General features: G+C 38.3%; 10 protein-coding genes. 1 reads left to right on the top strand and 9 read right to left on the bottom strand.

Annotation, left to right across the window (positions count from 1 at the left end):
* Nucleotides 1–190: metal ABC transporter solute-binding protein, Zn/Mn family (locus V7147_RS19155; protein ID WP_335369429.1), on the top strand; the 190-nt coding region annotated here is incomplete at its 5' end.
* 360 nt (nucleotides 191–550) lie between these two features.
* On the opposite strand, the gene phoU is transcribed toward V7147_RS19155, so the two are convergent.
* The 9 genes from phoU to V7147_RS19110 form a co-directional block, all read right to left on the bottom strand.
* Nucleotides 551–1,210 carry a phosphate signaling complex protein PhoU gene (phoU, locus tag V7147_RS19150; RefSeq protein ID WP_335369428.1) on the bottom strand — a complete coding sequence of 220 codons (660 nt, stop codon included), beginning with the start codon at nucleotides 1,208–1,210 and terminating at the stop codon, nucleotides 551–553.
* 62 nt (nucleotides 1,211–1,272) lie between these two features.
* A complete protein-coding gene (gene pstB / locus V7147_RS19145) occupies nucleotides 1,273–2,085 on the bottom strand; it encodes a phosphate ABC transporter ATP-binding protein PstB (RefSeq protein ID WP_335369427.1) in 813 nt (270 codons plus the stop codon).
* A gap of 208 nt (nucleotides 2,086–2,293) precedes the next feature.
* A complete protein-coding gene (pstA, locus tag V7147_RS19140) occupies nucleotides 2,294–3,118 on the bottom strand; it encodes a phosphate ABC transporter permease PstA (RefSeq protein ID WP_335369426.1) in 825 nt (274 codons plus the stop codon).
* Between the two features lies 1 nt (nucleotide 3,119).
* Nucleotides 3,120–4,019, bottom strand: a complete 900-nt coding sequence (gene pstC, locus V7147_RS19135) for a phosphate ABC transporter permease subunit PstC (RefSeq protein WP_335369425.1) — start codon at nucleotides 4,017–4,019, stop codon at nucleotides 3,120–3,122.
* A 40-nt stretch (nucleotides 4,020–4,059) separates the two neighbouring features.
* The gene (locus V7147_RS19130) at nucleotides 4,060–4,899 is read right to left on the bottom strand and encodes a phosphate ABC transporter substrate-binding protein (protein WP_335369424.1); all 840 of its coding nucleotides are present in this window, start codon (nucleotides 4,897–4,899) and stop codon (nucleotides 4,060–4,062) included.
* 318 nt (nucleotides 4,900–5,217) lie between these two features.
* On the bottom strand, nucleotides 5,218–5,967 hold the full coding sequence (locus V7147_RS19125; protein ID WP_335369423.1) for an amino acid ABC transporter ATP-binding protein: 750 nt from the start codon (nucleotides 5,965–5,967) through the stop codon (nucleotides 5,218–5,220).
* 18 nt (nucleotides 5,968–5,985) lie between these two features.
* Entirely contained in the window at nucleotides 5,986–6,642 is a 657-nt protein-coding gene (locus V7147_RS19120; RefSeq protein ID WP_335369422.1) for an amino acid ABC transporter permease, read from the bottom strand.
* Between the two features lie 80 nt (nucleotides 6,643–6,722).
* A complete protein-coding gene (locus V7147_RS19115; protein ID WP_335369421.1) occupies nucleotides 6,723–7,502 on the bottom strand; it encodes an amino acid ABC transporter substrate-binding protein in 780 nt (259 codons plus the stop codon).
* A 403-nt stretch (nucleotides 7,503–7,905) separates the two neighbouring features.
* Nucleotides 7,906–9,108, bottom strand: coding sequence for a PDZ domain-containing protein (locus V7147_RS19110; protein ID WP_335369430.1), 1,203 nt, complete (start codon nucleotides 9,106–9,108; stop codon nucleotides 7,906–7,908).
* Nucleotides 9,109–9,360 lie beyond the last annotated feature (252 nt).

Genomic DNA, 9,360 nt, shown 5'->3' with positions numbered 1-9,360 from the left:
CATCAAGTTTGTTATTTTCGATCAGAATCTAACATCCAAAGTAGCGGAAATGGTAAGAAATGAACTAAACGCGGAGAGCTTAACCCTTCATAATCTTGAAGCCATAACTGCAGCAGACGACGCTAATGGCGAGGACTATTTTAGTATTATGAGGCAAAATCTAGAGACATTGAAGAAAGCATTAAATTAAAACGAAAGCATAGGTCCATTGTGACCTATGCTTATTTCGTACTTATACTTTTAATTGCTAATGCCTAGGATTGCACATTACGAAGTTTGCAAACCATTCCCGGCTTCTCGTTATCGATTTTTGTGTAGATATTAGAAATTCATAGGCGGAGAATTTCCGGCTAATGTATATTGGAGATGCTCGAGAAGCGAATTTAAGCGGAGGTTTTCCGATTAACTGCTCTAAATAGGACAAAATCCAAGGTATTCAATAATATAAACGGAAAAACTCCACTTATTTCCAGGAATTTTGGGTATTCCCCAAATTAGTAGGAATTTTTCCGTTTATTTTTCATAAATTTCATTCGGCTCTCTTTAGCTATTATGAATTCAAATCATACATCTGACCTTTAATTAGGTAGGCTGCGCTTTCTGCGATGTTTGTGATATGGTCAGCTGTTCGTTCGAGGTAGCGATTAATCAATAATAATTGCACAAGGTGATCGGTTTCCTCTGGATGTTCTTTTAAATAGCTTGTGATTAACTTGTAGGCATCGCCACTGAATTGATCAACCTCATCGTCCAATTCACCAACTTCTTTCGCCAGCGCGATATCTCCATTTAAAAATGAATCTAATCCCTTTTGAAGCATCTTAATAGAGATATCTTTCATCTTTTCAAGAATCGTGATATTCACTGACGAATCGGCATTCCCGATTTTGATGGTCGATTTTGCAATATTCACTCCAAAATCGGCAATTCGCTCGATTTCCGAACTGATTTTTAAAGCGCCGATGATTTTGCGTAAGTCTCTCGCGACAGGTTGCTCTTTCGCCAAAAGCCATATGATAAAATGATTAATTTCAGTATCAAGATCATCCACGACCTCATCTTCATCAATGACTTTTAATGCTAATTCTACATCCTTGGTTTTTAACGCTTCAAACGCCTGTTCAAGTGACGAAGCAGCCAAATCGCACATTGTTTTCATTTTTTCCTGAAGTTCCTGTAATTTATTCTCAAAGTTTTCACGAACAACCATATTTCTCACCCTCCAAAGTTAACCGTTGGGACGCGGGGTAGATACCTGCCCCTCTACACCAATTAACCGAATCTGCCTGTAATGTAATCTTCCGTTCTTTGATCACTAGGTACTGAAAAGATTTTATTGGTTTCGTCATATTCGACGACTTCACCACTAAGGAAAAACGCAGTTTTATCGGATACTCTTGCTGCTTGTTGCATATTATGAGTAACAATAACGATCGTGTAATCCTTTTTCATGTTTTCAATGAGTTCTTCTACTTTTAACGTGGAGATCGGGTCCAATGCAGAGGTCGGCTCATCCATAAGGATAATATCTGGTTTCATCGCAATGGCGCGTGCGATACAAACACGTTGTTGCTGACCACCTGAAAGACCAAGTGCCGACGTCTTCAGACGATCCTTCACTTCATCCCAAATTGCCGCACCGCGTAAGCTACTTTCAACAATTTCATTGAGCTCTTTTTTATTTTTAATTCCCTGCATTCTTGGACCATAAGCGACATTGTCATAAATACTCATCGGGAATAGATTAGCCTTCTGAAAAACCATCCCTACTCTGGTTCTTAAATTGATCACATCGGTGGATTTGTAAATATTCTCATTGTCAATTATGATATTGCCACTAATTTTTACCCCATCAATCAAATCATTCATGCGGTTTAATGTCCGTAGGAAAGTGGATTTACCACATCCAGATGGACCAATTAAAGCGGTAACCTCATTTGCATGGATATCAAGTGAAATGGAGTACAATGCTTGTTTTTCTCCATAAAACAAATTCAGATCTCGAACACTGATTTTGACCTCTTTATCTGGTTGCTTCATCAGTGTTGAATTATTTATCTTTACTTTAATCTCTTTTGCGCTCATGTCAACACCTCTTCTTATCAAATACGCCTTGGCGTATTTGCGCCCGATTTTTTTAGGCCCACACGATGTGGGTCACAAAGACGTTGCCACAGGAAGTGGCGTTCTTAGTCTTTGATCTTAAGCTCGAAAAATTTCCTTTTAAAAATCGTGGCATCCGCCGGAGGCTCTAACTTTATTCAGACGGGGTATAAACCCCGGCTGTATAAAGTTAGTAGTCCGCTTTGTTTAATTTTTTTGAGATAAACGTTGCCGTTAAATTCAACGCTAGAATAATTACGATTAAGACAATTCCAACTGCCGAAGCTAATTCAATGTCACCTGACTCCTGCGTAACCAAGAAAGAATGAACCGTTAATGTTCGTGCTGATGAGAAGATACCTGAAGGCATAGCGGCAACCGTCCCGGCCGTTAAAAAGATCGCAGCCGACTCACCAACAATTCTTCCAATCGAAAGAATAATTCCAGATAAAATACCAGGCATTGCACTTGGCAAAATGACTTTAATTAACGTCTGGAGCTTTGTCGTTCCCAAGGCTAGTGACCCTTCCCGATAAGAGTGGGGAACTGTTTTAAGCGATTCTTCTGTTGTTCGGATAATGACAGGCAAAACGATAATCGTTAATGTTAAGGAAGCCGCGATGATGGACATTCCCATTTTTAAAGTTGTCACAAAGAACACGGCTCCAAATAATCCATAAATAATTGACGGAATCCCCGTTAAGCTTTCAGTTGCAAAACGAATGATGTTTACCATTCGACCTTGTTTTGCGTATTCCTGTAAATAGACAGCTGCAAAAATTCCAATTGGAGTTGCGATGATTAATGAAATCACAATGGTGTAAAGGGTCGTAATCACCATCGGCCAAATACCACCGCCTCCTGCAGGCGAGTAGTCACCGAAGATAAAATCAAAGCTGATTAAACGATATCCCTTCATAAAGATATAGCCAACAATCATCACGAGTACGGCAACAGTCAAGAAAGCCGCTCCCCAAAGCAATCCACGATACAAATGATCTTTAAGCTTTCTCAACCTACTTACCACCCTTCGAACTGATTTTCGCTAAAACAAAATTCAATATTAAAATAAACGAGAACAACACAATACCTGTAGCGAATAACATCTCTTGGTGAGTACCGAATGCATATCCCATTTCTAACGCAATATTTGTTGTTAATGGACGCACGCTGTCCGTTAGGCTTGTTGGTAAAATAAGACTGTTTCCGGCTACTAAGATAACCGCCATTGTTTCACCGATTGCTCGACCTAATCCTAAAACAATAGCTGCCGTGATCCCAGACTTTGCTGCTGGAATGACTACCTTAAAAATCGTCTCAATCTCAGATGTGCCAAGTGCCAATGAACCTTCGCGGTAAGTTTTTGGAACAGCACGGATCGCTGTTTCCGCAACGGTCACGATAGTTGGAAGCATCATGATGGCTAAAACAAGAATAACTGCAATCAAACTTTGTCCTTTTACTAGGTTTAACTGATTTTGTAAAAATGGGACGATAAGGGCAAGTCCAAACACACCGTATAAAACAGATGGAATACCAGCCAAGAGCTGAACGGCTGGAGAAATAAATTTTGCGACGCCTTTTGGTGCAATTTCAGCAATGAATACTGCTGTAAATAAGCCAATCGGCACTCCAATCACTAAGGCCCCAATTGTTGCGTAAATGGATGCGACAATCATTGGCAGGATGCCAAATTTATCTTCACTCGGAACCCAATCGACTCCAAACAGAAAGTCAAAAAAGCTGTATCCCTCTACTACAAATGGGAGGGCTCCTTTATAAAATACAAATCCTACGATTAATAATAAACTGATTACTGAAAGAAGTGCACAAAACTGAAATAATCTGGATGACAGCTTCTCTAATATGTACTTCCTTTTATTCGAATTCTTTACCTCTTCGGGCTGCCTTGACATACGTTTACCCCCATGAATCTCTTTTATCTTTTAATAGCAGTTACTTAATAGGAATAGCCCCTGTTTCAGCAACAATCGCTTGGCCAGCTGGACTCAAAATATAGTCAATATACTGCTTTCCAGCATCAGTAATTTGATCCTCTTTATGTACAAATAAAAATGGACGTGACAGGCTGTATTTCTGTTGTAACACGTTCTCAGCTGTAGCCTCTACTCCATTAATATCAATCGTAGAAATGGAGGAATCAATGTATTCAAATGAGATAAAACCCACCGCATGTTTATTCCCAGCAACCGTTGTTTTTATATTCCCATTTCCACTCGCAATGATTGAACTTTTTACTAATTCACCTGAAGAGTAACCAACGATTTCTTGAAAGGCATCCCGTGAACCGGAGCCATCCTCTCTGGAAACAACGACGATCTCAAGGTCATCGCCCCCCAGCTCTTTCCAATTAGTAACCTCACCGGTAAAAATGGCCTTCACTTGTTCGATCGTAAGGTTTTTTACATTATTACTAGGGTGTGTCACGACAACAATTCCATCGTAAGCAATAATGGTCTCGGTGAGCCCACTTGCAATTTCTTCCTCCTTCAAATCACGAGAGGACATGCCAATTTCCGATACTCCGGATATCGCATTTTGGATCCCCGCTGATGATCCGATTTGATTTATTTCGACTTTTATATTACTTTCTCCTGTATACTTTTCTGCAATTTTTTCGGCTAATGGCCCTACTGATGTAGATCCCGAAACAGAAACTGTTGCCGAAGCTTCATTTGATGATCCTTCTACATTATTATTATTTCCACATGCTGATAAAATGGCGATTAAGAATACCACCAATAATCCATGAATAGTCCTTCTTGTTAACGTCATTTATTTAAACCTCCAAGATTGATCGATTTTATTCGACATGTAAAGAATAAACGCTTTATGTAAAGATACATTGGATGTTTTGTAAAGGTTTTGTAAATTTTATTAATCCAGAATGAACGGAATGTAAAAATTACCATTTCTATTGACAATTGTTGGTGTTTTTAATATGTAATTACGGGAGAATAACTATTAGAAGAAAGACAAAAAAACGAGAGATTCGATTGATCCCTCGTTTTTTTGCTATTTCATTATTTACATATTGGACATTTTTTCGGTATTTCAGACTGATGCCTTCCAGTCAAATGCTCTAATATCCTCTTAATTGTTAAGATTTCGATTCAAAAAAACTTTTGTACGATCAAGCTTTGGATTTAAGAATATCTCATCGGGATGCCCTGATTCAACAATCTCTCCCTTATCCATAAAAATGACTCTATTAGCCACTTCCTTAGCGAAGCCCATTTCATGCGTTACGACAATCATTGTCATTTGCTCTTCTGCAAGCTTTTTCATAACCTGCAGGACTTCCCCAGTTAATTCTGGGTCGAGGGCTGAAGTAGGCTCATCAAACAATAATATTTCTGGGTTCATCATCAAAGCACGTGCAATCGCTACTCTTTGTTTTTGTCCTCCTGAAAGGGTAGCTGGGTATGCTGTCATCCGGTCTGATAGCCCAATTTTATCAAGTAACTCTATACTTCTCTTGTGAATTTCTATTGGAGACTCTTTTCTAACCATTTTTGGAGCAAGTTCCAGGTTTTCTTTCACCGTTAAATGAGGGAACAGATTAAAATGTTGAAAGACCATACCCATCTTTGAAGTGAGTTTCTTTATCTTTTGCGGTTTGGGATAGATCCCTTCCTTCACAAGGTCTTCACCAAAAACCTTAATACTGCCTCCGTTTACTTCTTCGAGATAAACAAGACTTCGAAGTAATGTGCTTTTTCCAGAACCGGAAGGTCCAATAATTGCTACAACATCATTTTTATTTACTTCAAAACTTATTTTACTTAGAACCTCTACATGGTCATATGATTTTTTGAGGTTGGATATATCAATAATAGCCACATCCTACACTCCTTATTTTTAATATTTCAATCGTTTTTCAATGCCTTTAAAAAGAATAGTTAAGATCATTGTCATTAATAAATAGATAATACCTGCTACAAAGAATGGAATTATTGTAAAGTCACGATTCACTGCAGTTTGGGCAAAATGTAATAATTCTGGTACTGCAACTGCATAGAGTAAGGCAGTATCTTTAACTAACGTCACCGATTCATTTGCCACTGAAGGTAGTGCAATACGAAACATTTGTGGAATAATGATGCGTGTTGTTGTTTGCCATTTATTTAATCCAAGCACCTGAGAAGCTTCATATTGACCTTTATCAATAGCTAACAGACCGCCGCGAAAGATTTCTGCAAAGTATGCAGAATAGTTTAATACAAAGCCAATCGTAGCAGCTACGAAACGGTCTAATACTAGATATTCACCTACTACAGGTAACATAGGTAGCCCGAAACAGATAAGTAATAGTTGAAGGAGGAGAGGTGTTCCTCGCATTACATAGATATATGTTTGCGCAAACCATGATATGGGTTTAATGTTGCTTCTTACTGCTAAAGTTAGACCGAACCCGATTGGAATAGATAGTAAAATTGCGATTATAAACAAAAGTACCGTTGCTTGTGCACCTTCTAACATGGGCTTAAGTATTGAGATTAGATATTCATAAGACATAATGAGGATTCCTCCAAAAAACAAAACAGGGTTCCCACCAGGAAATCCTGTTTCGCCTATATTTCATATACCAACGTATATTATAAAACCTTATCTTCACCAAACCATTTTTTAGAAATTTCCGCTGCTGTACCATCTTCGTTCATTTCATCTAAAGCTTTTTGAAGTTTCTCAAGTAGGGGCTCATTTCCCTTTTTTACACCTACCCCGTACTCTTCAGGGGCTAGGGATTCTTCAAGTACTTTAAATGTACCGCTCTCTTTAGATAAATAATAGTTAATGACAACCTCATCAATAACAACAGCATCCAAACGACCTACTTTTAAATCATTTAAAGCTAAAACATTATCAGAGAACTCTGTAACCTCTTTAATTTTTGATTTAATAGGACTAGATTCTAGAGCATCTGATGCTGAGGAAAGAGACTGAAGACCAACAACCTTTCCCTCTAAATCATCTAGATTCGTAATATTTGAATCAGCCAATGTCACAATAACTTGTGCATTTTTCAAATACGGTTTTGTAAAAAGAACTTTTTCTTTACGTTCTTCTGTAATGGTATACCCGTTCCAAATTAAATCAATTCTACCACTGCTTAGCTCGGATTCTTTTGTTTTCCAATCTATTGGTTGAAATTTCACCTCTACGCCCATCTTTTCAGCAGCAGCTTTCGCGTAGTCAATATCAAATCCTACAATTTCATTATTTTCATCTCTAAACCCCATAGGAGCAAATTTATCATCGATACCTATTACCAGTGTATCTTCATCTTTTGAATTCTTTGAAGATGAATTAGAACATGCTGCTAAAAGCATAAAGATCGTTACAATAGATAGAATAATAGTCATTTTGCGTGTCATAATTATAATAGCCCCTTTAATTTATTTGAATGATTGGTTTGTTCATTACAACTTTTATTTCTAGTTTTTCGAAAAGTACTTTAGTTTGCTAACATATTAGAGTGATGAACTAACAATATTAACTTAGCACAGAGTAAAAATTAATGTCAATGGATTTTTTTAGTGCATTACCAAACTAAAGGATTTTTAATCGTTCTAGGAAAAAGAAAACAGAGGATTCACATGAATCCTCTGTTTTCAGATTATTTTAATGCCTGTTCCAAGGCCTTAATATTTTCTCTTATTATGACAAAATAACCTTTATTGTCATATAGCTTAAACTTCACTATTTCTATTTTTTATATTAAGTCCAGCTCATTTTGAAAATCATTCTGGAGAATTTTGAACAGATTCCGACTAATTTTTACACCGCTTTATGCTTCCATCCCTTGCCTTCGTTCACAAATAGGATGCCGAGTTCGTGGTGCTCGCCTTCGTATAGGGCACGTTGAATGAATCGGACCTCACCATTAATATCTAATACATCAAGCTTACATAGTGCACGGTTTTTTTGAAGTGCCATGTAAAACTCTTGGACGGTTTTTACTTGAATGCCGTTGACTTTTGCAATCGTCTCGCCAATTTTAATTTGCATTTTGTCGGCTGGCGATTGTGGAATAATCCCTAGAACGAGCAGCCCCTGATTTCGTTGCGAAAAAATCGATGGTTTCGATTCATCCATGAAATAGTGCTGCAGGTAAATGAGTTCACGTCCTGCTAATGCAAAACACGCTGCGATAATGGCTGTAACTGGGAACCAGATGCTCGCAACCGCTAGGGCTGTGATTACGATTCCTAGCAGAATCACGCGTTTTCCAACGACTGGAATGCTTTGGGTTGGCAGCATGCTTTTTACTTTATGATAAAAACCGATTCCGAACGGTACTAAAATCAATGAGTAAGCTTCTCCGGACACAGTGAAAACCGGCCACCATTCATAATGTGTGGTGAGCGCTTCTCCCGGTATTAGTAAAAATACAGGTGCAAGCCACAGTCTTTGTGTAACATGGGCGCCGACTGGAAGACCGCGTTTGCTTTTTAAAAGGTCTGGTGACGTGCCGATATGACCTTTTTTCAAAATCAGAATTCCTTCCACTAGTAGTAGCGCGCCTAGTAAAATGGCAATCGATGCTAGGCTTGTGTTGCCCAGATCATCTAGCAATCTAGTAATGAAATTGTTTTCTACGGATAGTTCCGATAATAAAATAATTCCGAAAAACGATATTCCTAAAATATACGCAGGAGAAAGTAAGCGAGTTTTGATCGGCAAACTGAGTAATAATGTGACGATCGCGATTAACACAATGCTGCCAAATGGGATCACTACACCAGCTGCAATCGTTGCGACGGATATGAGTAGTCCCGCGAGCCAACCACCTGGAAGGAGTGATCGTAGGTCGTAAAATCCGTCTTCTACTCTTATATGAAAGGCGCGCCGCTCACGTTTGACGCGGAAATAGCCTAATAGGACGCAGTATCCAGCAAAGTAATAAAACATTGGATGCAGAAAGAATCGTCCAATCCCTTTTGCAAATTCGAGTAACCAAGCCTCAATCAATCTTTTCACCACCTATGGATAAGATTTCTTATGTAAAAATTTTACGTTCGATTTACTAACTTTTATTGTACCAAATACTTGACATAAAGCATACGTTGATTTTTATGGAAAAAGGATTTGGTGGGATGTTCCCGAATTTTGGGTTTGTCCGATATATTGCGGGTTTGGGCTGATATATTTAGATTTGGGTCCGATAAAATTCAGACTGTGTCCGATATCCTGCCAAGTTTGTCCGATATAATCAAATGAACATGCACCTGT

It is taken from the genome of Bacillus sp. JJ1521, from assembly GCF_036965165.1.
Lineage (GTDB): Bacteria > Bacillota > Bacilli > Bacillales > Bacillaceae_L > Ferdinandcohnia.
This window is presented reverse-complemented; position numbering and strand designations above follow the sequence as displayed.